At 72.1% G+C, this 21,462-nt stretch carries 18 protein-coding genes, 1 pseudogene and 1 riboswitch; of the genes and pseudogenes, 10 read left to right on the top strand and 9 right to left on the bottom strand.

The window, feature by feature from the left end; all coding sequences use genetic code 11:
- Positions 1–156: 156 nt before the first annotated feature.
- The 3 genes from OHB56_RS24925 to OHB56_RS24915 all read left to right on the top strand — a co-directional run bounded on the left by OHB56_RS24925 (position 157) and on the right by OHB56_RS24915 (position 2,807).
- Positions 157–1,011, top strand: a complete 855-nt coding sequence (locus tag OHB56_RS24925) for an SDR family oxidoreductase (protein ID WP_326754222.1) — start codon at positions 157–159, stop codon at positions 1,009–1,011.
- Between the two features lie 189 nt (positions 1,012–1,200).
- On the top strand, positions 1,201–2,259 hold the full coding sequence (gene rarD, locus OHB56_RS24920) for an EamA family transporter RarD (RefSeq protein ID WP_406355717.1): 1,059 nt from the start codon (positions 1,201–1,203) through the stop codon (positions 2,257–2,259).
- Positions 2,260–2,285: 26 nt separating this feature from the next.
- Positions 2,286–2,807 carry a VOC family protein gene (locus OHB56_RS24915; RefSeq protein ID WP_406355715.1) on the top strand — a complete coding sequence of 174 codons (522 nt, stop codon included), beginning with the start codon at positions 2,286–2,288 and terminating at the stop codon, positions 2,805–2,807.
- Positions 2,808–2,812: 5 nt separating this feature from the next.
- Here the strand turns inward: OHB56_RS24915 and OHB56_RS24910 are convergent, their stop codons facing one another.
- Complete coding sequence (locus OHB56_RS24910; protein ID WP_406355713.1) at positions 2,813–4,300, bottom strand: tetratricopeptide repeat protein; 1,488 nt, start codon at positions 4,298–4,300, stop codon at positions 2,813–2,815.
- Positions 4,301–4,524: 224 nt separating this feature from the next.
- Here OHB56_RS24910 and OHB56_RS24905 point away from each other — a divergent pair, with 224 nt between their 5' ends.
- From OHB56_RS24905 to OHB56_RS24895, 3 genes and pseudogenes are all read left to right on the top strand, one after another.
- Positions 4,525–5,031, top strand: a complete 507-nt coding sequence (locus OHB56_RS24905; protein ID WP_326754218.1) for a DUF6668 family protein — start codon at positions 4,525–4,527, stop codon at positions 5,029–5,031.
- A gap of 239 nt (positions 5,032–5,270) precedes the next feature.
- Entirely contained in the window at positions 5,271–6,458 is a 1,188-nt protein-coding gene (locus OHB56_RS24900; protein ID WP_326757127.1) for an amidase, read from the top strand.
- 129 nt (positions 6,459–6,587) lie between these two features.
- A pseudogene (locus OHB56_RS24895) lies at positions 6,588–7,219 on the top strand (flavodoxin family protein).
- Here OHB56_RS24895 and OHB56_RS24890 read toward each other — a convergent pair.
- From OHB56_RS24890 to OHB56_RS24875, 4 genes are all read right to left on the bottom strand, one after another.
- Positions 7,209–8,153: an ABC transporter permease gene (locus OHB56_RS24890; RefSeq protein WP_406355711.1), complete on the bottom strand. Its 945-nt coding sequence runs from the start codon at positions 8,151–8,153 to the stop codon at positions 7,209–7,211. The pseudogene OHB56_RS24895 and the gene OHB56_RS24890 overlap by 11 nt on opposite strands.
- A complete protein-coding gene (locus OHB56_RS24885) occupies positions 8,140–9,102 on the bottom strand; it encodes an ABC transporter ATP-binding protein (protein ID WP_326754216.1) in 963 nt (320 codons plus the stop codon). Before OHB56_RS24885 ends, OHB56_RS24890 begins: the two co-directional genes overlap by 14 nt.
- Before the next feature lie 63 nt (positions 9,103–9,165).
- The gene (locus tag OHB56_RS24880) at positions 9,166–10,413 is read right to left on the bottom strand and encodes a DUF2092 domain-containing protein (RefSeq protein WP_326754215.1); all 1,248 of its coding nucleotides are present in this window, start codon (positions 10,411–10,413) and stop codon (positions 9,166–9,168) included.
- 318 nt (positions 10,414–10,731) lie between these two features.
- Complete coding sequence (locus OHB56_RS24875; RefSeq protein WP_326754214.1) at positions 10,732–11,742, bottom strand: polyprenyl synthetase family protein; 1,011 nt, start codon at positions 11,740–11,742, stop codon at positions 10,732–10,734.
- Between the two features lie 643 nt (positions 11,743–12,385).
- Positions 12,386–12,548, top strand: a riboswitch (cyclic di-AMP (ydaO/yuaA leader).
- Between the two features lie 5 nt (positions 12,549–12,553).
- On the opposite strand from OHB56_RS24875, the gene OHB56_RS24870 reads away from it, so the two are divergent.
- Positions 12,554–13,039 carry a transglycosylase SLT domain-containing protein gene (locus OHB56_RS24870; RefSeq protein WP_326754213.1) on the top strand — a complete coding sequence of 162 codons (486 nt, stop codon included), beginning with the start codon at positions 12,554–12,556 and terminating at the stop codon, positions 13,037–13,039.
- Between the two features lie 80 nt (positions 13,040–13,119).
- On the opposite strand, the gene OHB56_RS24865 is transcribed toward OHB56_RS24870, so the two are convergent.
- The gene (locus OHB56_RS24865; RefSeq protein ID WP_326754212.1) at positions 13,120–13,989 is read right to left on the bottom strand and encodes an HAD family hydrolase; all 870 of its coding nucleotides are present in this window, start codon (positions 13,987–13,989) and stop codon (positions 13,120–13,122) included.
- Between the two features lie 263 nt (positions 13,990–14,252).
- On the opposite strand from OHB56_RS24865, the gene OHB56_RS24860 reads away from it, so the two are divergent.
- The 3 genes from OHB56_RS24860 to OHB56_RS24850 all read left to right on the top strand — a co-directional run bounded on the left by OHB56_RS24860 (position 14,253) and on the right by OHB56_RS24850 (position 17,681).
- The gene (locus OHB56_RS24860) at positions 14,253–15,323 is read left to right on the top strand and encodes a GNAT family N-acetyltransferase (protein WP_406355708.1); all 1,071 of its coding nucleotides are present in this window, start codon (positions 14,253–14,255) and stop codon (positions 15,321–15,323) included.
- A 100-nt stretch (positions 15,324–15,423) separates the two neighbouring features.
- On the top strand, positions 15,424–16,809 hold the full coding sequence (locus OHB56_RS24855) for a glycosyltransferase (RefSeq protein WP_406355707.1): 1,386 nt from the start codon (positions 15,424–15,426) through the stop codon (positions 16,807–16,809).
- 116 nt (positions 16,810–16,925) lie between these two features.
- Entirely contained in the window at positions 16,926–17,681 is a 756-nt protein-coding gene (locus OHB56_RS24850) for a polysaccharide deacetylase family protein (protein ID WP_326757126.1), read from the top strand.
- Positions 17,682–17,787: 106 nt separating this feature from the next.
- On the opposite strand, the gene OHB56_RS24845 is transcribed toward OHB56_RS24850, so the two are convergent.
- The 3 genes from OHB56_RS24845 to OHB56_RS24835 are packed head-to-tail and all read right to left on the bottom strand — an operon-like array spanning position 17,788 to position 21,394.
- Positions 17,788–19,032, bottom strand: coding sequence for a glycosyl hydrolase (locus OHB56_RS24845; RefSeq protein ID WP_326754209.1), 1,245 nt, complete (start codon positions 19,030–19,032; stop codon positions 17,788–17,790).
- Complete coding sequence (locus OHB56_RS24840; RefSeq protein WP_326754208.1) at positions 19,029–19,457, bottom strand: hypothetical protein; 429 nt, start codon at positions 19,455–19,457, stop codon at positions 19,029–19,031. Before OHB56_RS24840 ends, OHB56_RS24845 begins: the two co-directional genes overlap by 4 nt.
- The gene (locus OHB56_RS24835; protein ID WP_326754207.1) at positions 19,454–21,394 is read right to left on the bottom strand and encodes a glycosyltransferase; all 1,941 of its coding nucleotides are present in this window, start codon (positions 21,392–21,394) and stop codon (positions 19,454–19,456) included. The genes OHB56_RS24840 and OHB56_RS24835 overlap by 4 nt, the downstream gene beginning before the upstream one ends.
- Between the last annotated feature and the right edge of the window lie 68 nt (positions 21,395–21,462).

Here is a 21,462-nt window from a genome sequence, read left to right as displayed (position 1 = left end):
CCGCTCGCTCAGCAGAGGACCGGGAACGGGCGCCCGGGACGCGAACACACCCTCACTTACCGTCATGCCAGTACCTTACTTCAAAGTGGGTACTTACAAAAAGTTAGCGTAAGTCGTAGCGTTGGTGCCATCGCACCCCCACAAGGAGTTCTGAGCATGAGCATCGTCGTCACCGGAGCCACCGGAAACCTCGGCCGCCACGTCGTGGAGCAGTTGCTGGAGAAGGTTCCGGCCGAGCAGGTGACCGCCGTCGTACGCAGCCCGGAGAAGGCCGCCGATCTGGCGGAGCGCGGTGTCCGGCTCGCGGTCGCCGACTACAACGCTCCCGAGACCCTCGACGGCGTGTTCGCGGCGGGCGACAAGGTACTGCTGATCTCGGGCAGCGAGGTCGGCGCGGACCGGGTGGGGCAGCACACGGCCGTCATCGACGCCGCGAAGGCCGCCGGCGTCGCCCTGCTCGCCTACACCAGCGCCCCCAAGGCGCTGACCGCCGCGCTCGCCGACGACCACCGCGGCACCGAGAAGGCTCTGCTGGACTCCGGCGTGCCGTACGTCCTGCTGCGCAACTGCTGGTACCACGAGGTCTACACCGAGAACCTCGCCCCGGTGCTGGAGCACAACGCGGTCGTCGCCGCCGCCGGTGAGGGCCGTATCTCCTCCGCCGCGCGCGCCGACTACGCCGCGGCCGCCGTCGCCGTACTCACCGGCGAGGGTCACGAGAACAAGACGTACGAGCTGGGCGGCGACGAGGCGTGGAGCCTCGCCGAGTACGCGGCCGAGCTGAGCCGGCAGACCGGCAAGGAGATCGCCTACCGGCAGGCCACGGTCGAGGAGCTCACCGGCATCCTGACCGGTGCCGGACTGCCCGAGCCCGTGGCCGCCGTCTTCGCCGGCGTGGACGTCTCCATCGAGAAGGGTGAGCTGGTCGTCACCAGTGGCGACCTGGCCCGTCTGGCCGGCCGCCCGACCACCCCGCTCGCGGACGCCGTCACCGCCGCCTTGAAGGGCTGACCTCCCCGCAGAACTGCGGCCCGGACGCCCCCGCATGTCATGACCGTGTTGCGATACGGGCATGACATGCGGGGGCGTCCGGCGTTACCGTCGTCCGGGCGGGCGCCGGGCGTCGTTCGCAGCAGGGCACGCGCCGGGTGCGTCGGACGCGTCTAGTACGTCCGGTGCATCAGGTGAGAGGGAGGGCCCGTGACCGAGAAGTCGGCCGGCGAACGACGCAAGGGACTGCTGAACGGCTTCGCGGCGTACGGCATGTGGGGACTCGTCCCCCTCTTCTGGCCCCTGCTCAAGCCCGCAGGGGCCGTGGAGATCCTGGCCCACCGGATGGTCTGGTCGCTGCTCTTCGTGGGCGCCGCCCTGCTCTTCATACGCCGCTGGGCCTGGCTCGGGGAACTGCTGCGGCAACCCCGCCGACTGGCTCTGGTCACGGTCGCCGCGGCGGTCATCACCGTGAACTGGGGCGTCTACATCTGGTCGGTGAACGCCGGGCACGTCGTCGAGGCCTCCCTCGGCTACTTCATCAACCCGCTGGTCACCATCGCCATCGGCGTGCTGCTGCTCAAGGAACGGCTGCGCCCCGTGCAGTGGACGGCGGTCGGGGTCGGCTTCGCCGCAGTGCTCGTCCTCACCATCGGCTACGGCCGCCCGCCGTGGATCTCGCTCTGCCTCGCCTTCTCCTTCGCCGTCTACGGGCTGGTGAAGAAGAAGGTCAACCTCGGCGGCGTCGAGTCGCTGGCCGCCGAGACGGCCATCCAGTTCCTGCCCGCACTCGGCTATCTGCTGTGGCTGAGCAGCCGGGGCGATTCCACGTTCGGCGCCGAGGGCGCGGGACACGCGGCGCTGCTCGCCGCCACCGGGATCGTCACCGCGCTCCCCATGGTCTGCTTCGGTGCCGCCGCGATCCGTGTGCCGCTGTCCACGATGGGACTGCTCCAGTATCTGGCCCCGGTGTTCCAGTTCCTGCTCGGCATCCTCTACTTCAAGGAGGCCATGCCGCCCGAGCGCTGGGCCGGATTCGCGCTGGTGTGGCTGGCGCTCATGCTGCTGACCTGGGACGCACTGCGCACCGCCCGCCGTACCGCCCGCGCGCTCGCCAGGGAGCGGGCGAAGGTGGCGGCGGCAGCGGCGGCCGGCGCGGCGGTCGGCCCGGTGGACCCCTCGGTCGTGGCGAACCCGGTGGTCCTGGCGAACCCGTTGGACGCGGTGGACGCAGGGGACTCGGTGGATGCGCCGAAGGTCAGGCCTTAACGCTTCCCAGCACGTTGAATGGCTCCATGACGCAGCCACCACCGACATCACCCACGCCCGGCCCGCCCGAGACCGCCGACAGTCCTGTGACTGCCGTCGCTCCCCTCCACTGGAAGCTCGTCATCGACGCGGCCGATCCCCATGCACAGGCCGACTTCTGGGCTGCCGCCCTCGGGTACACGGTCGAGGACAACAGCCCGCTCATCGAGAAACTGCTCGGTCTGGGCGCCGTGACGGCCGACCTCACCGTCGAGCACCACGGCCGTCGCGCCTTCCGGGACCTGATCGCGGTGCGGCATCCCGACGACCCGTACGAGGAGGAGAGCGGCACGGGTCTGGGACGGCGGCTGCTCTTCCAGCGGGTGCCGGAGGCGAAGACGGTCAAGAGCCGGCTCCACCTCGACCTGCACCCCGGTGAGGGGCGCCGCGAGGAGGAGGTGCGGCGGCTGGAGCGGCTCGGCGCGAGGGTGCTCCGGCACGTGCGGGAACCGTCCGGTTCATGGAACGTGATGACGGACCCGGAAGGCAACGAGTACTGCGTGCACTGACGCACTCACCCGTGCTGGGCGCGGGCGCGGTCGGTCAGGCGGCCCATGCGGGCGCGGGCGGACTCCAGTTCCTCGATCTCGTCGGCGGCCGGACCGTCCTCGGCGGCAAGCGCGGTCCACAGCTCGATCAGGTCGCGTCCCAGCTCCAGCCCGCGCAGCGGGTCGCGCACCGCGCGCCAGGCGGTGGCCGCGCTGCGGACGTTGCCGTAGGCGGCCTCCGCGTCGCCCGCCCGGCGGTGGATCCCGGCGAGTTCGAGGGAGAGCCGGAAGGCGTGCAGCGGCTCGTCGCCCAGGTAGGCGATGTACGCGGTCAGCTCACGCAGCCGGAGGACCTCGGGGTGCTCGGGCCCCAGAGTCTGCGAGGCCTCGGTCACCGTCTCCCCGGCCAGTCGCGCCGCCGTGTCGATCCGGCCCGCCCGGACGGCGTCGTTGATCCGGCCCATGGGCTCCGCCAGGTGGGTCTCACCCGGGACGGCCGACGGCTCGTCGGCGAGCACCGCCTCCGCCACGGCGTCGAAGCCGCGGGGCGGGGTCGGCTTGGAATCGAGGTCGGTGCCGGTGCCGTGCACGGCCTCCGGGCGCGGCGCGGGCGTCCGGGGACGAACCGCTTTCGGTGCCGGGGCGGCCGTCGCGGGCAGGGGGCTCGGTATCCGGTCGGCCGGAGAGAGGGGAGACGCCGGGGGCCTCGGGGGCGCCGGCGGGATCCAGGAGCGGCCGTCGGCCTCGGGGGCGGGGTGCGGCCGCGCGTCCATGGAAGGGGGCGGGCCGAACTCACCCGTCGGCGGCGCGACCGTCCCCAGGGGTATCGCTCCCGCGGCCCCGGGCATCGGACGCGGCCGGCAGTCAGGGGCGGAGTCCCGTACGAGGTCGGGTGCCGAATCCGGGGCAGGGGTTGATGCCGGGATCGAGCCCGGGATCGGGGTTGCTGCCGGGATCGGGGTCGGGCCCGGGATCGAGGTCGGGATCGGGTTCGAGGTCGGGTCCGGTACGGGGCGCAGGACGTGGGTGGGCCGGTCGTGCCCGGGGCGCGGTGACGGGACGGCAGCCGGGCCCGGGACTGCAGAGAAGGGCGGGGCGTCGTCGTGCGGCGCGGCCACCGGTCGCTTCTGGGCTACGTTCCGGCCCGGCGTCCGTGCCGACTCGGGCTCCGAATCCGGCTCCGGCGTCATCGGCGCCGGCTCCCCCGTGAAGCGACTGGCGCCGTCCGGGTCGACCTGGAGCGGGACGACGTAGCCGATGCGTTCGTCGTGGATGGTGGCCAGGACGGCGTGTCCCGAGGCGACGGCGATGCGGTGGAGCCGGTTCAGCACGGCCTGCTGAACTTCCTCACCGGGTCCGGCGACCACCAGTACCCCACCGACCGATGCCCTCCGCGTGCCCGCGCCGCCCCCCACGGCGACGGGTATATGGACGTCGATCGGCACTGCCGCAAGATCCGCCGCATGTGCGGCCTGCTGCTGTTCCTGCTTCTTCTCGCGGCTGATTCGCGCCATCGTCCCCTCATTCGGGTCGTGAACCTACCGACCAGTCTGTCCGCTGAGCCCGGCTTCTCACGTCACCGCGTTGTCACAGGCTCGTCCCAACGGCCGTCCCCCATTCGGCCCCTCCTCGTGCCCTTCTCCTCGTGCCCTTCTCCTCGTGCCCTTCTTCCCGTGTCCGCTGTCCGCCGTCATGAGAACCGGGATGGTGGGCGGGATGGTGAGGCAGGAGAGTGGGCATGCGTACAGGCATGCGACAGGGACCGGAGATCTGGATCCGAGGGCCGGCGGGAGTGCCGGAACCGGGCCCGCCGGAGCCCGCCCACGTCCATGCGCCGGCCCGGCGCTTCTCCTGGGTCGGCACCCACGGCGGTGCCGGGGTCTCCACGCTCGCCGCGGTGCACGGCGGTCACGACAGCGGCCGCGCCTGGCCCGGACCGGGCGATCCGCAGTCGGTGCTGCTCGTCGCCCGGACCCACGCGTCCGGGCTGGAGACCGTCGTCCCGGCCGTGGAGATGTTCCGGCGCGGGGAGGCCCCGTACGGTCTCGATCTCGATGCCGTGGTCCTGGTGGCGGACGCTCCGGGCCGCCTCCCCCGTCCCCTCTCCCAGCGGATCCGGCGCATCGAGTCGGTGATCGACGTCTACCGCGTGCCGTGGGTGCCCGAGTGGCGTCTGGGCAACCTGAGCGGCCGCCTGCCGCGCGAGGCCGAGCTACTGGCCCGGCTGACGGGGTCGACGCGCTGAGAAGCTCGGATGCGGGACCCCATCCCCCGCGCACCCACCCCTCATTCGCATCTCGGCTCCAGCGTATCGGCAGCGCGACCTGGGCAGGCTTCGTCGGGGCCCCCAACCGTCCGCCCTGGAAAGTCTGGTGAGCCTGATGAGCCTGATGAGCCTGATGAGGAGACCGGTGGAGCTGGGTGGGGACCGATGGGATCGATGCGCTGAGCAGTGAGGGAGCCGGGGCTCGGACGTCCGCCTCAGTGGCGGAGATCGCCTCCGCGGTACACGCGGGGACGGTGCGGGCCGTCGATGTGGTCGCGGAGGCGCTGGAGCGGATCGGGCGGGCCGATCCGGTGCTGTGCGCGTTCACCGAGGTGTGGGCCGAGGAGGCACTGCGGCGGGCGGGTGAGGTGGACGCCCTGGTCGAGGCGGGTCCGCCGCGTCCGGTGCGTCCGTCCGGTCCGATCGGGGGCGAAGGTCCCGGGGCCCGCGCGTGGCTGCCGCTGGCCGGGGTGCCGGTCGCCGTGAAGGGGCGGCACGGGCTACGGGCGGCGGGACCGCTGCTCGCGGCCGGTGGTGTCGCGGTGGGTGCCACCGCGGTGCCCGCGCCCGGCACCCCCTGGCAGACCTGGGGTCTCGGGGCACACGGACGCACCGTCAATCCGTGGCGGGCCGACCGTACGCCGGGCGGTTCCTCGGCCGGGGCCGCGGTCGCGGTGGCGGCCGGTCTGGTGCCGCTGGCGACGGGCAGCGACGGGGCGGGGTCGGTGCGCATCCCGGCGGCGTGGTGCGGGGTCGTCGGTCTCAAGGCCACCAACGGTCTGCTCCCGTCGCGCGACCGTACGGGTCTCGCGGCACCCGGAGTCCTCGCCCGTACGGCGGCCGACGCGGCGGCCTGGTGGCGGGCGGTGTCACCGCCGACCACCGCCGCCGACGCGCGGCCGTCCCTCCCGCGCACTGCTGTCTGGTCCCCCGACCTCGGCTTCGCCGGTCCCGACCCGGAGCCCGTCGCGCTGGCCCGGGCAGCGGTCGACCGGCTCGTCGACGCCGGGGTCGTACGGCTCGTACGGCCGCCGGCGCCGCCGCTGCTCCTGGACCCGGCCTCGGCATGGTCGGCCCTGCGCGACCCCGGCAGCGACCCCGCCGCCCTCGCCGACGCCCACCTCGTCCGGGCGGAGAACAACCGGCGCCTGGCCCGCCTCTTCGCCGGCGCCGAGTTGTTGCTGACGCCTACGGCGCCCACCGCGCCGCACGGCCACGAAGGGCCGGGTGACGTCTACTCCACCGCGCTCACCTGGGCGTTCAACCTGAGCGGGCACCCCGCGCTGAGTCTGCCCGCCGGGTTCGGCACCGATGGCTGCCCGGCCGGGCTCCACCTGGTGGCACCGCACGGGCGGGAGGCACTGCTGCTCGCCGTGGCGGGGGCAGCGGAGAGGCTGAGCGGCTGAAAGGGCCGAGTGGCTGAAAGGCGTCCCTCGGGGCCGGGGCCGTCGCCTGAACCCCCTGGACATTTACTTGCATGCGCATATGATTCATGCGCCTGTAATCGGCGTACGCCGATTATCTGGGGGATGACCATGACACGCCGTTTCCTCTTCGTTCTGGGGAGCGCCCGACGCGACGGCAACTCCGCGTCGCTGGCCCGCCGGGCCGCCGAACAACTGCCCGCGGGCACGGAACAGCACTGGATCGACCTCACCGAGCATCCTCTGCCCGAGTTCGAGGACCTCCGCCACGACAGCGACCCCGTCCGCCCCGCGGAGGGAAATGTCGCCCTGCTGCTCGACGCCACCGTCGCGGCGACGGACCTGGTGATCGTCTCGCCGCTCTACTGGTACTCGGTGTCCGCGCAGACCAAGCGCTATCTGGACCACTGGTCGGGCTGGCTGCGCACCCCCGGTCTGGACTTCAAGGCGACGATGGCGGGGCGCACGCTCTGGGGTGTCACGGCGTTCGCGGACGACGAGCCGGTGGTCGCCGATCCGCTGGTCGGCACGCTCCACCACTCCGCCGCATACCTGGGCATGCTCCCCCACTGCCTTAAGGGCGTGGGTGGTACCCCCATGGCAGGGTACTGCTCGGCAACGGCAGCAGGCCCGGTGACGTCCTGAAGGACACCGAGGCCCTCGCCCGCGCGAAGACGTTCTTCGCACCGGACGCCCCCACCCCGCTCGCCCGCTTCCCCTACGAAGCCGGGTCTACGCGGTGATGTCCTTCGTCGTGAACCTCGCCCAGGCCGCCGAGCCGAACACCAGCGCGTACAGGGACTGGAGGCCGAGGTTCTTCACCAGGTCGTCCCAGTACACCGGGTCGCGCAGGAGATCGGCGAACGACAGCCAGTAGTGGGAGAAGAAGTACGGGTGGAGGGCGTCGAGCTGCGGGATCTGGTCGAGGATCTGGACGGTGATCAGCAGCCCCACCGTCGTCGCCATCGCCGCGATGCCGCTGCTGGTCAGCGTGGAGACGAACAGGCCGAGCGCCGCCACTCCGATCAGTGAGGCGGCGACGACCAGGGCGATCAGCAGGGCTCTGCCCAGTCCCTCCGCGAAGCCGATCCGGGTGCCGGAGATGGTCGTGAGGTCGCCGAACGGGAACAGGAGGGCCCCCACGGCCAGGGCGGAGAGGGCCACCACGAGAGTGGCGGCCAGGCAGAAGGCGAGGACGGCGGCGTATTTGGTGAGCAGCAGCCGGGTGCGGCCGGCGGGGGCGACGAGGAGGTAGCGGAGGGTGCCGGCGTTCGCCTCGCCGGCGAGGGAGTCGCCCGCGACCACGCCGATCGCCATGGGCAGGAAGAACGGCAGCGTGGCCGCCAGCGCGGTGAAGACCAGGAACAGGCCGTTGTTGGTGATCTGCGAGATGAAGGCCGGCCCCGCACCGCCCCCTCCCCCGCCGCCGGACGCGGACCCGTCACCGGTCTCGATCTTCACGGCGATCCCGACCAGGACCGGAACGGCGGCCAGGACCCCGAGCAGGGCGAGGGTGCGCCAGCGCCGGAAGGTGGTCAGCAGTTCGCTGCGGAACAGGCCGAAGGCCCCGAGGACGCGCACGGTCCGCGTCTCCGGCCTGTCCCGTTCGCCCGGCGCTTCCCGCGGTTCCGGCCCCGCTGTCCCCTCCGGCTCCCGGACGGTCTCAGCCCGCGACATCGAAGCCCTCCCCCGTCAGCGCCACGAACGCGTCCTCCAGCGAGGCCCGTTCGACCCCGAAGCCGCGCACCCGGACGCCGCCCGTCACCAGCGCGGCGTTCACCTCGGCGAGGTCGCGCTCGGGCACCTCGCCGGTCACCCGGTCGTCGGTGACCACGACGTCGCCGATGCCCTGCTCCTTCAGCACCCGCGCCGCGTCCGCCGGGTCCGGTGTGGTCACCACCAGTCGGCCGCGGCTGCCCGCGGCCAGGTCGGCGACGGGTCCCTGGGTGAGCAGCCGACCGCGCGCCATCACGGCGGCATGCGTGCACACCTGCTCGATCTCGTCGAGCAGGTGCGAGGAGAGGAAGACGGTCGTGCCGTCCGCCGCCAACTCCCTTACCAGGGCGCGGATCTCCCGCATGCCCTGCGGGTCGAGTCCGTTGGTCGGCTCGTCCAGGACGAGCAGTCGGCGGGGCTGGAGCAGGGCCGCCCCCAGCCCGAGACGCTGCTTCATGCCGAGGGAGTACGCCTTCGCCTTCTTGCCCGCGGCGGCCGTGAGGCCCACCCGTTCCAGGGCGGCGGCGACGCGGGCGTGCCGGGTGCGCGGATCGGCGGTCGGGTCGGCGGCGTCGTAGCGCAGGAGGTTGTCGCGGCCGGAGAGGAAGCCGTACAGGGCGGGACCTTCGATGAGGGCCCCCACCTGCGGAAGCACGGCGCGCACGGAGCGCGGCATGGGCCGGCCCAGGACGTGCGCCGTGCCCGAGGTGGGCTCGATCAGGCCCATCAGCATGCGGATGGTGGTGGTCTTGCCGGAGCCGTTGGGACCGAGGAAACCGAAGACGCTGCCCGCCGGGACAGTCAGATCGAGACCGTCGACGGCGAGCTGTCCGCCGCGGTAGCGCTTGGTGAGCGCACGGGTGACGATGACGCCGTCACCCGTGCTCTGCGTGGCGGACGCCTCGCCCATCGGCTCCCTCGTTCCCTGTCGTGCTGTTCCCCCGGTGCTGTTCCCCCGGTGCCGTTCCCCGGGTTACTTCCCTTCGTTGGCCGCCTTCACCAGCGCGTCCTGGGTGACGGCGCCCACGTAGACCTTGCCGTCCTCGGTGAACAGGGCGTTGACCAGGCGGGTGCTGAACACGGTGCCCGTGCCGAACTCGCCCTTCACCCGGTCGCCGAGCGAGCCGAGGAAGCCGTCGAGGTCGCCGCCTCCGGAGCCGGTCGGCAGACCGCCCTCGCCGCCGGTGTCGAAGGTGGCGACGGAGTTCCAGCCCTCGCCGAGCACCTTCAGCCCGTCGAGGCCCTTGGCCAGGTCCTCCTCGGACTTCGGGGCGCGCTCCGGCTTCCCGTGCTCCCCGTCCTTCTCACCGCGGCCCTTCTCACCGCCGTCCAGCTCGCCCTCCTCGGTCACCTTGGCGCCCTTGGGCGGGGTGAAGTCGAAGGTCGACGCGGCCGGCCGGTCGAAGCTGACCTTGGTGAAGCCGACGTCCACGACGGCGGCACCGCCGCTCGCCGGGGTCAGTGTGAACTTCAGCGGCGTACCGGTCCTGTGGTCCACCGCGATGCTGATGGCGCCGACCGTGGAGCCGGACTGCCTGGGCTTGACGACCAGCTTGTACGCGTCCCGGCCGGCCACCTGCGCGGTGCCGTCGACGGTGACGGACGTGGTGTCGTCGACCGACTTCAGCGCCTCTTCGGCGAAGTCCTTGGGTGTGGCCGGGGGCTGGTGCTCCCGGTCCTTGTCCCCGGCGGACTCCTCGGTGGTGCTGTGGAAGACCTCGTTGGACTCGCTGTCGTAGCCCCAGACGTCCTTGCCGTTGTGGATCAGGCTGTACTCGGAGGCGTTCCCGAGCAGCGACACCTTCTGCCGGTCGGGGCCGTCGGCCGCGATGCGCAGGGTGTGCGTGCCGGAGGCCAGCTCGGTGAGCTTGGCCGTCGGGTCGGCGGAGGAACCGCCGTCCTCACCCTGGCCCATGGCGCCGGAGGCCAGGCTGCTCTCCAGGCCGCCGAGGTCCGGCAGCCCGAGGTCAGTGGTGATCTTCACGGTGCCGGAGAGCTGCTCGACATCCGACTGGGCGATCTTCTCGATCAGCTGCGCGGCGGTGATCTTCGGCAGGTCCGGGTCGCCGGAGTCGGCGAGCGCGGGAACGAGCCCGATGGTCGCGGCCGCCACTCCCATCACCGTGACCGGGACGATGTACCGCGCGGCCCTGTTCCGGCGTGCGCCCGGCTCGCCGGTCTCACGAGCGGTCGTCGTGTCGTCGGATTCGTACGGTGCCATGTGTGCCCTACCTCCGTGGTCGGCGGCGGCCTGCGTCTCGTGTCGCTCGCACCAGTCACACCCTGAGCCGCCATTCTCACCTGAATCGGTGAGGAGTGGTGATGTCCGTCGTGTTCCATCTGACCAAACCCTGCGGGCAGATGCGTCAGCCCCCGGACGCAACTCCGTGTACTGCTGCGGTATGACACGGGGCGCTGTTCCGCTCCCCGACCAGTAGGGGGTGGAGGAAATACCGTAAGGGCCGGCGGACGACCGGTGCGGCCCCTGCGGGCCTCTGCGGGAAACACCGAAGCAGCGGGCAGGAACGGGCGGGCGGGGTCAGCCGGCCCGGTGCACCACCGCGTCGCACAGCTCGACCAGGGCCGTCTTCGACTCGCAGGCCGGCAACGGAGCCAGCGCCGAGCGCGCCTCTTCCGCATAGCGCACGGTGTCCCGGCGGGCCTGCTCCAGCGCGGGGTGGGCGCGCAGCAGCCGCAGCGCCTCGGCGTGCCGGGCGTCGTCGCTGAGGTCGGAGCCGAGCAGCTCGCACAGGGCGATGTCCTCGGCCAGCCCCAGCCGGGCCGCCCGCTCGCGCAGCCGCAGCACGGGCAGCGTCGGGATGCCCTCGCGCAGGTCGGTGCCCGGGGTCTTGCCGGACTCGTGGGAGTCGGAGGCGATGTCCAGGACGTCGTCGGCGAGCTGGAAGGCCACCCCGAGGCGCTCGCCGTACTGGGTCAGCACGTCCACGACCGTGCGGTCCGCACCGGACATCATGGCGCCGAACCGGCAGGAGACGGCGACCAGCGAGCCGGTCTTGCCACCGAGGACGTCCAGGTAGTGATCGACCGGGTCCCGGCCGTCCTGCGGCCCCGCGGTCTCCAGGATCTGACCGGTGACCAACCGCTCGAACGCCTCGGCCTGCACCCGTACGGCCTCCGGTCCGAGGTCGGCCAGGATGTGCGACGCGCGCGCGAACAGGAAATCGCCGGTGAGGACCGCGACGGAGTTGCCCCAGCGGGTGTTGGCGCTGGGCACCCCGCGCCGTACGGCGGCGTCGTCCATCACGTCGTCGTGGTACAGCGTGGCCAGGTGGGTCAGCTCCACGACCACGGCGGACGGCACGACACCGGGAGCGTAGGGGTCGCCGAACTGGGCGGCGAGCATCACGAGCAGCGGCCGGAACCGCTTGCCGCCGGCCCGCACCAGGTGCTGGGCGGCCTCGGTGATGAAGGGGACCTCACTCTTCGTGGCCTCGAGCAGCCCTTCCTCGACAGCCGTCATTCCGGCCAGGACATCGGTCTCCAGAGCCTGGTCCCGCACGCTCAGCCCGAACGGCCCGACGACGGTCACGAGGGGTCTCCTGTCTGCTGGTGTCCACTGGCGCTTAGACGTCTTGCACAGTTTGTCGATAGGTCGCTGACATCACTCGAGTCAGCGTATCCGGTCATGTTTCGATCACCGCCAGCACCCACATTCCCCGGACTCACCTGCGCACGCGTGCACGGCGTCTCACGGCACCCTCCAATATCGGATCACAATCCGATCTTTTCTGATCAGTTGACAACAAAGGATATTCAACGCCTTTCGGGCATGACGACCCACCCCCGGAATCCACTCCCGGGGCACACCCGAACCACGATCCGGCACGTGATCCGGCGCGCGATCCGGCACGCAGACCATCCTGCCCGCCCAGGCGCCCGATTTGCCGCAATTACCAAGTACATCCCTCCTGGTGGCAAATGTGAACGCGCGGTGCGGCCAGTGAAGTGAGTCACGTACCCCTCGGTGCGCTCACCCCTCGCGCCCGTCGACGTTTCCCCTTGCCCCGAAAGCGAGTTGACCCTTGGCGCCCGCAAAGGGCCAAGTGCCGCAAACACCCCGATACAAGATCAAGCAGCGCGTTCTGTGACGGGCGCACTTGTTCCCGACAAGTGCACTCGCATACGTTCCCGGCCTGTCGGGCGGACGCCGAATCCTGCCACCGCCCGCGCCACCCATCGATGAACCCACTCACGGCAGGAGCGGGGGACCCAGGTAAGCCGCCGGACCGGTTCGCACCCGGAACGGCTCGGGGTGAAGCCATGCCCGCAGGGGCACGGCCGGGCACTCTCCCGCCCGAACCCGACAGCTCACCTCGCAGGCGTAGGAGAGGAACACAGACATGACCGCATCCGGTCTGCCCCGCCGCTTCGGCCGCTCCCGCCTCGTCCGCTCCGTCGCCGTCGCCGGTGTCGCGGCGGTCGCCCTCCCACTGTTCGGCGCCACCGCCGCCTCCGCCGCGCCCGCCGCTGCCACGACGTCCGCCGCCGGCACCGTGACCGCGTACCCGGACAACCTCGACGGCTGGATCCGCGAGTCGCTGACCGTCATGGCGCAGCACGGCATCCCCGGCAGCTACGACTCCATCCACCGCAACATCCTGCGCGAGTCGTCCGGCAACCCGCAGGCCATCAACCTGTGGGACTCCAACGCCAAGGCCGGCACCCCGTCGAAGGGCCTGCTGCAGGTCATCGACCCGACCTTCCGGGCGTACCACGTACCCGGCACGACCTTCGACCCGTTCGACCCGGTCGCGAACATCACGGCGGCCTGCAACTACGCGGCGGACCGCTACGGCTCCATCGACAACGTCTTCGGCGCCTACTGAGACGCCCGGCCCCTCGGGCCCCTCGGGACGCCGGGACACCGGAACGCCGGGGGCACCGGCCACACCGGCGGCACCGAGGCCTACCGGGGCACCCTCCCGGACCTGGGGCGGGGCAGGACGTGTGGGGGCACGTACGGTTCCGCTCCGCCGAACAACCGCTCGAGGACGACGGCCACCCCGTCGTCCTCGTTCGACGTGGTGACCTCGTCGGCCACCGCCTTGAGCTCGGGGTGCGCGTTGGCCATGGCGACCCCGTGGGCCGCCCAGTCGAACATCGGGATGTCGTTGGGCATGTCGCCGAAGGCGACGGTCCGCCCGGGTTCCAGCCCCAGGTGCTCGGCGGCCAGTGCGAGACCGGTCGCCTTGGTCACACCGCACGGCTGGAGTTCCACGGTGCCCGGACCCGACATGGTGACCGTGGCCAGCGAGCCGACCGCCGAACGGGCCGTCGCCGCCAACTCGTCGTCGGTCAGGTGGGGATGGCGCAGCAGCACCTTGCTGATCGGCCGGACCCACAGATCGTCCCGTCGTTCGACCCGCACGGCGGGCAGCGTCGGGTGCGGCATCAGATAGCCCGGTTCGATCAGGGTGAGTCCGTCCACCCCGTCCTGGTCGACCGCGGCGTACAGCTCCCCGACCTCGGCCTCGATCTTGCCGAGCGCGGTCTCCGCCAGTTCCCGGTCCAGGGTGACCGACCACAGCAGCCGGTCCGCGCCGGCGTCGTACACCTGCGCGCCCTGTCCGCAGACCGCGAGCCCGGTGGCGCCCAGGTCGTCCAGGAGCGGCCGCACTCGGGGCGCCGGGCGCCCCGTCACCACGAGGTGCCGGGCACCGGCCCGCGCCGCCAGCGCCAGCGCGGCGAGGGAGCGGTCGGAGAGGGTGTCGTCGCCGCGCAGCAGCGTCCCGTCCAGGTCGGTGGCGATGAGCGAGCAATCGGGGGGTGCGGCCATGATCAGAGAATACGGATACCGCGCCCGCCCGACTCACCACGCCCGGCCCCGCCCGGCCCGTCTCACCCCGTCCCGCCGGTTCCGTCCGGACCGGCTCCCCCTGCTTCGCCCGAGGTGCCGCGCCCGGGGCACCATCCGCGGCCTCTGTACCACTTGGCAACAACATGCTCCGCTACCTACCGCCCTTGTGGTCTTGGGCGGTACCTTCCAAGTGTCCAGGGGGGACTTGATCGGGGGGTCAGGTGAGCAGTGGACGCACACGTGTGCTGAGGCTCGAGGAGCTCGGCGAGGGGGAGCGGGAACGGTGGCGTGAGTTGCGTGCCGCGACGGAGGCACCGCGCAGCCCTTTCATGGAACCGGAGTTCGCCGCCGCCGTGTCCAGAGTGCGGCCCGGGGCCCGGGTGGCGGTGCTGTACGAGGGGGCGTCCGCCGAACCGGCCGGGTTCCTGCCCTACGAGCGGGGCGCGTTGGGGCAGGGCCGGGCGATCGGGCTCGGCGTCTCGGACTGCCAGGGCGCCGTGCTGCGTCCGGGTCTGGCGCTGGAGGCCGGTGAACTGCTCCGTGCCTGTTCGGTGTCGAGCTTCGCCTTCGACAACCTGGAGGCGGACCAGGCCCTGTTCGTCCCGCACGCGGCCGAGGAGCACGCCACCTTCGTCATCGACGTGGAGAAGGGCTACGAGACCTACGAGTCCGTACTGCGCGGCCAGTCGCCGAAGTTCCTGAAGACCACCCTGGCCAAGGAGCGCCGGCTCGGCCGCCAGGCCGGACCGGTGCGGTTCGTGTTCGACGAACGCGAACCGGCCGCGCTCCGCGCGCTCATCGGGTGGAAGTCGGCGCAGTACCGCAGGACCGGGCGCCGCGACCGGTTCGCGCAGGAGTGGATCACCCGGCTCGTGGGCCGCCTGGCCGGGACCCGGGCTCCGGAGTGCACGGGCACGCTGTCCGTCCTGTACGCCGGGGACCGTCCCGTAGCGGCCCACTTCGGTCTGCGCTCGGCCTCGGTGCTGGCCTGCTGGTTCCCGGCGTACGACCCGGAGTTCGCGAAGTTCTCGCCGGGGCTCGTACTGCATCTGCGGATGGCCGAGGCGGCGGCCGGCGAGGGCATCGGCCTGCTCGACATGGGCCGCGGCCCGGCCGAGTACAAGGACTCGTTGAAGACGGGCGAACGCGCCGTCTACGAGGGAGAGGCGACGCGTCCGGGTCTGGGCGCCGCGCTTCAGCTGCTGCGCCGCGAGCCCGCCCGCCGCGCGCACGGTTTCGTCGTCGCCCGGCCGCGTCTCGCCTCGCTGGCGTCGCGGACCTTGAAGGGGGCGGCCCGGCTGCGCCGGCCGTGAGCGGTTCCCGGCCGCGAGACCGCGAGAACCGCTGGGGACGGCGACGACCGCTCGTGACAACCGTTCGATGGTTCAACCGTTCGTGAGGAGGGGAGGGCTCATGTCCCGCACAGCACGTACGCAGGAGGAGATACGGCGGTTCCTGGACGTCGGCGCGGTTCAGGTCGCCGAACTGGACCTGAGCGGTGAGGAAGCCGCCCTGAGACCCGGTCCGGGCAGTCCACCGGTGACGCACGGCGAGGTGTTCCTGCTGGTCAGGAGAGACGGCCTGCCGGTGGGAACACTGCTGGGAAGGGTCCCGGAGGGGGGCGATCCGACGACGGTCCTGGCGTCGCTCGCACGGCAGGCGCAGACGCAGGTTCAGGCGCAGGCGCAGGTTCAGGCGCAGGGGCAAGGTCCCGACACGGCGGAGGCGGCCGGGGGGACCACCGCGCCGCCGCCCTTCACCTCGGTCGTCGTGGCCACCCGGGAGCGGGCCGGACAGCTCGCCCGCGCCCTCGACTCGCTCCTCGCGCAGGACCATCCACACTTCGAGATCGTCGTCGTCGACAACGCGCCCGTGACGGACGGGACACACGACCTGGTGCACCGGAAGTACGGGGAGCGCGTGCGGTACGTGTGCGAGCCGGTCCCCGGGCTCGCGACCGCGCACAACACCGGGCTCGCCCACGCCCGGGGCGAGGTGACCGCGTTCACCGACGACGACGTCGTCGCCGACGCCCGCTGGCTCACCGAGCTGACCGCGCCCTTCGCCGCCGACCCGGAACTCGGCTGTGCCACCGGCCTGATCCTGCCCGCCCGGCTGCGCACCCCGGCCCAGGTCCTGCTGGAGAGCCACGGCGGCTTCGCGAAGGGGTTCACGCCGACGACGTACGACCCGCGGAACCCGCCCCGCGACGAACCGCTGTTCCCCTTCACCGCGGGCCGGTTCGGCTCCGGGGCGAACATGGCGTTCCGCACGGAGGTGCTGCGCGCGGTCGGCGGTTTCGATCCGGCCACCGGCGCCGGGACGCCCGCCCGGGGCGGCGACGACCTGTACGGGTTCGTCCGGGTCCTCGCCCAGGGGCACCGGCTCCACTACACGCCCCGGGCGCTGGTCTGGCACCACCACCGGGAGACCTGGGCCGACCTGGAGACCCAGGCGTTCGGCTACGGCGCCGGCCTCACCGCCTACCTCACGGCGGTCCTGGTCAACCGGCCCGCGCTGCTGCCCGCGTTCCTCGCCCGGCTGCCCCGCGGCCTGTCCCACGCCCGCGGCCTCACCGCCGTACGGGAGACCGGGGACACCGAGGGCTCCGGGGCCGGCTCAGCCGCTCCGGGCGACCACGACACCCGCACCACCCATCCCTGGCCGCGCCGCCTCTCACGGCTGCAGCGCAGGGGGATGCTGTACGGCCCCGTCGGCTATCTGCGGGCCCGGCGGGCGGCGGACGGCACGACGGGGAAGAAGCCCTCCGGCGGGCGGACGGCCGGGGGTGCGCGATGACGGCGTCGTCCTCGCAGGATCCGTCGCTGCGAAGAGCCGGGGACGGCTCAGGTGACGAGGGCGGCGGGGAGGGCGCGAGGCGTCCGGCCATCCCGGTGTTCCTCTACCACGCCGTGATGGACGACCCGCCCGGCTGGATCGCCGAGTTCACCGTCACGCCGAAGGAGTTCGCGGCGCATCTCGACGCCCTCGAGGACAGCGGCCGCACCCCCGTCACCATCAGCACCCTCGCCGGCCATCTCACCGGGCGGGCGCCCCTTCCGCCCCGGCCGGTGCTCCTCACCTTCGACGACGGCTTCGCCGACCTGCCCGGTCCCACCGCCGACCTCCTGGCCCGGCGCTCCCTGCCGGCCACCGCGTACCTCACCACCGGCGCCATCACGCCGGGCGGCCGCAGCCTGCTCCCGCCGGCGCCGATGATGACCCTGGACCGGGTGACGGAGCTGGAGCGTTCCGGCATGGAGATCGGCAGCCATACGGTCAGCCACGCCCAACTGGACACGCTGACCGGGAAACGACTGCGCACCGAACTGTTCGACTCCAAAGCCGTGCTGGAGGACGCCCTCGGTCATCCGGTCCCCCATCTCGCCTACCCGCACGGCTACAACAGCCCCCGGGTGAGGGCCATGGCGTCCCGTGCCGGGTACGAGACGGCGACCGCGGTGCGGCACGCGCTGAGCTCGGAGCGGGACGAGCGCTACCGCATCGCCCGGCTCATCGTCCGCCGCAGCCACACCGTCGCCGACGTCAGGGCCTGGCTGGCGGGCGACGGCGCCCGTGTCGCCCCCTACCGCGACGGCCCGAGGACGATCGCCTGGCGCTGGTACCGGCACACCCGTGCAGCGATCCGCGGCCCGGAGTTCGCGGGCTGAATCGCGGCCCGGAGTTCGCGGGCTGAATCGCGGGCCGGTTCGCGGGCTGATCCGGCAGGTCGGACGGATCGAGTGGACGGGCGGGCGGTCGTGGTCGCCCGCCCGGTCACTTCGCCGGCTGGTTCAGATACGGGTCGGCCGCCACCTCGCGCAGGCTCTCCCACGCCGCCTCGTCGGCCACGGCCAGGTCGCAGTGCGGCCCGGGGTCTCGGTAGTTCCACTGGAGCGCGGCCTTGACGCCCTCCAGCCCTTTCAGCACGGACGGCACCTGTGCGTACCACTCGGCCTGTCGTTCCGGCCGGGTGGAATCGACCGCGCTGCCGAACTCGGAGAGCATCAGCGGCTTGTCGGCGGAGATGTTCTCGCGTATCCACTCGTGCGTGGCCGTCTGGGTCTGCTCGAAGGTCAGCCACTCCGTCTTGTGGCAGCGGTAGTAGTTGTACTGGTTGTAGCCGATCCAGTCGACGTACTCGTCCCCCGGATACATGTCCTTGAACAGGTCTCCGTGGTTCAGGTAGCCGGTGATGATCCAGGTCCACACCACGTTGTCCACGCCGAGTTCCCGGAACCGGTCGTGGAGGTGCCGGTACGCCCGCACGTACTGGGCCGGGGTGCCGTTGGCCGGGGTGCGCGTGTCCATTTCGAGGTCGAAGGAGAGGAAGACCTTCTTCCCCGTGCGCTGCCCGTAGTCCTTGATGCGCTGCGCCTGGACGTCGATCACGGTCGTGTCCAGGTCACCGGCGGCTATCGCCGCCCACCTCGGCTGCTGCCCCTTCGTGCCGCCCCACCACTTGCTCTCCCAGGACAGCAGCAGCATGCGGTCCTCCCCGACCCGCTGCTCCTCCGGGCTCAGCAACTGCCCTTCTCTGCGGTCTCCTTCGGGCAGGGACATGTCGTGGTACGTGTAGACGATGTCGAGCTTGCGGCCCACCTTCTCCTCGTAGTCCCTCACCTTCTCCTCCAGGTTGGCCCGTTCGTGCGGCACGAAGGCTCCGAACCAGGCGCCGCAGGGGGGTTCGAGCAGCTCCGTGGGCCGGCACTGCTCGTCCGTCCCGGAGGTCTCCGAGGTGTTCCGCAGCGCGAGTACGGCGACCAGGACCGCGCAGACGACCGCGGCCGAGGTGATCAGCGCCCGACGGCGGCTCGCGGCCGACCGCCCGGCCTTCGGCTTGCGGTGCTGGCCGGTTCCTGTGCCGCCGACGCCTGTGCCGCCGGTATCCGCGCGGGATTCGGGGCCGGCAGGGGGTTCGGTGGCCGGGCGGGTGGTCGAGCGGCCGGTGGCCGGTCCGGTTCCTGGTCGAACACCGCGCAGGGCGGCGGTGACTCGGCGAAGAGGGCGAGCGAACCTCACAGGGCGGAACCCTTCCGTGTCCTCGACGGCGGGGAGGCGCGCAGCCGCGGGCAGAACGCGGCGAGCGTGGTCAGCAGGGTCAGGGCGAGCAGCACCCGCTGGGCGCTGAAGGTGTGCGTGGCGATCAGCACCGTCGCGACGATCATCACCGCGGCGATGCTGACGAAAACGGCCAGCATCATCCGTTCCAGCAGGTCGGAGTGGCGGACGAAGCCGGGGTCGCGCCGCTCGACGGGACCCCGTGCGGACCGTGCACGCAGCGCGGGACCGCAGAGGCCGACCAGGGCCGCGCCCGGCCCCGCTGTCAGGAAGACGACGACGGCCGCCCCGCGCAGCGGCGAACCGCCGGGCAGGGCGAGTGCGGCGAGCGCCAGCCAGCCGGCGAACGGCGGGAGCATCCGGATCACGAGATCCTGCGGTGTCATCGCTCCCCTCCCCCTTCTCCCGCTGTCCCCTCTACCGCCGCTGTCCCCTTTACCACCGCTGTCCCCTCTACCGGCCCTTTCCCTTCCGTTCCCTCTGTTTCCTCGGGCTGCCTCAGTTCGTAGACCGCCCCCGCGCCGTTCTCCGCCACCAGCCGGAACCGCGGGGACGCGGCGACGGACTCCAGGACGCTGTTCAACTGGGCGCCGGTGAGCTGCCCGTTCATTTCGGAGTTCGCCAGTTGGCCCTGGGTGAAGAGGAAGTAGGCCCGGCTCGGGCGGTCCACTCCCGCCATGTCGGTGGCGAGGGTGCCGGCCGGGTCCCGGACGATCTCGTCGACGTGGCTCCGGTCGTCCTCGAGGAACCAGTAGTGGTCGATGCTTCCGTACGAGGCGTAGGCGAGCGGGTAGTTGCGGTTGGCGGCGACGACCAGCGAGCCCTCGGGGGCCTCGTCGAAGAGCTGCCCCACCAGGGCCACCTCCTGCGGCGGGAAGTAGTTGATCCGGTCCTTGCCCGAGTAGCTCGGGACGAACACCGCGGTCCCGGCGAGCAGCACGAGCAGCGGTCCCCAGACCCGGATGCCGAAGCCGGCGCGCAGCCGGGCGCCGATGCCGCGGCGCGCGGGCGGCTCGGTCTTCCGGCGGGCTCCGGCCTCCGCCGCCGCCTCCGCGGCGGCGAGGGTGCGCACCTTGGGCAACAGCGCGGCGGCGGCGAAGAAGGCGACGCCGGGCAGCATGAACATCAGGACCCGGAAGATCATCTCGCTGCCGTAGCTGCTCGCCACGAACATCGGCAGCGGGGCCGCCGTGATCACCAGCAGCGGCATCGCGCGGTACCGCAGTACGGGCTGTCGCCAGACCCCGGCCGCCGCCAGCAGCAGAACGGAGCCCGAGAGCAGCCTGGCCGCCCACGAGGTCGCGAGCGCCCCGGCGCCGGTCGGGGTGGCGCCGTACCCCCTCTCGACGTTGCCGCCGATGTCGCCCACGGCGCGGATCATGTCCGGCATCGCGGCGGACAGGAAGGGCAGTGCGGCCGTCGCGCACCAGGCCAGGAAGATGACGACCGTGGTGGCCACCGGCACCCAGTCCCGGTGGCGGCGGAGCAGGACCAGCGCGAGCAGCGACACGACCAGCATGGCCGGGGTGAGCTGGTGCGAGATGACCATCGCCATCACCAGCACGGTGAGCACGACCGTCCAGACCGCCTGCCCCCGCCGCCCACTGCCCCCGCCCGTGCCGGAACGGCCGTACCGGCGCAGTACCACGGCCAGCACTCCGAGGTGCAGCGCGAAGGCGACGGACTGCGGGGAGAAGTAGTCCTGGCCCACCCAGTTGGCGACGAAGAAGAGCCAGACCGCGGTCCAGATCAGCCGTCGGTCCTCGGTGAAGGTGCGGTAGATCAGCAGCAGCGGGAACAGCAGCAGCAGGCTGGACGCCAGCGGCCACCACGCCATGTACATCGCGGCCGAGTCCACGCCCAGCAGCCGCACCAGCGCCGCCTGTGCGGCGAAGAAGCCCGGCCACTGGTCGTAGACCGCCATGTCACCGATCTGGTCGGCGCTCTGGAGCCCGCCGACGGTCAGCAGGTGGTCGACGACACCGTCGTGCTTCCACGCCCAGGCGTACAGCGGGGTCGGGTAGAGCACGGCCTGCGTGGCCCGCTCCATCACCAGCAGGCCGAGCACGTACGCCGCCGGCCAGCCGCCGGGCCGGCGACGGTCCCGGACCGTGAACCAGAAGCCGGCGGTGAGGACGGCGAGGCCGGCCCAGAAACTCGGGTGGAGCGCGGTGACCAGGCCGTAGTCGTCGAGCCGCGACACATCGGTGTGCCGTACCGCGTACAGCCACAGGGCGAGCGCCGCGAGCAGCGGCAGGACGGGCCGGAGCCCGAGGGCACGGCGCCCGGACCAGAGGGGCGGCAGGTCGGAGAGATCCGTCACGGGTTCACGGGCCGGGGTCGACGACTCCGAGGAGGGGTGGGTCCGCGACTCGGTCCGCGAAGGCGGTT

The sequence above is a fragment of the Streptomyces sp. NBC_01635 genome (assembly GCF_045209715.1).
GTDB lineage: Bacteria > Actinomycetota > Actinomycetes > Streptomycetales > Streptomycetaceae > Streptomyces > Streptomyces hirsutus.
Note: the sequence above shows the minus strand (reverse complement) of the source record. Positions and strands in the feature narration are given on the sequence as shown.